The organism is Corynebacterium sp. HMSC074C01, assembly GCF_001814605.1.
Classification (GTDB): domain Bacteria; phylum Actinomycetota; class Actinomycetes; order Mycobacteriales; family Mycobacteriaceae; genus Corynebacterium.
Window position 1 is genome coordinate 1 of the sequence record NZ_KV817252.1, and the last position, 268, is coordinate 268.

Here is a 268-nt window from a genome sequence, read left to right on the forward strand (position 1 = left end):
ATATCAGGTGTCTACCAAACAGGGGTCAGGTCCGTTTTAGGTGGTGGCTTGTAGACGGATGTCCGGGGTCTGCGGTGAGGGTGTGTCGCGTAGTAGACGGTTTCCTTTGCTTGGCGATGTTTAAGGATGTCGCGCCACGTGCCTGAATACACTTCATTAGGTGTGTATCCATTAAGCCCGCTGTGGCGGTCACGGTTGTTGTATTCGTCGATAATCCTGCCGATGACCTTCTGTGCATGCTGGATATCATCATAGGTTTCTAACGCAT

1 pseudogene is annotated in these 268 nt (G+C 51.1%); it reads right to left on the reverse strand.

The features are described 5' to 3' along the window. Positions 1 to 11: 11 nt before the first annotated feature. Positions 12 to 268: pseudogene (locus HMPREF2978_RS13320) on the reverse strand (transposase); the annotation flags it as partial.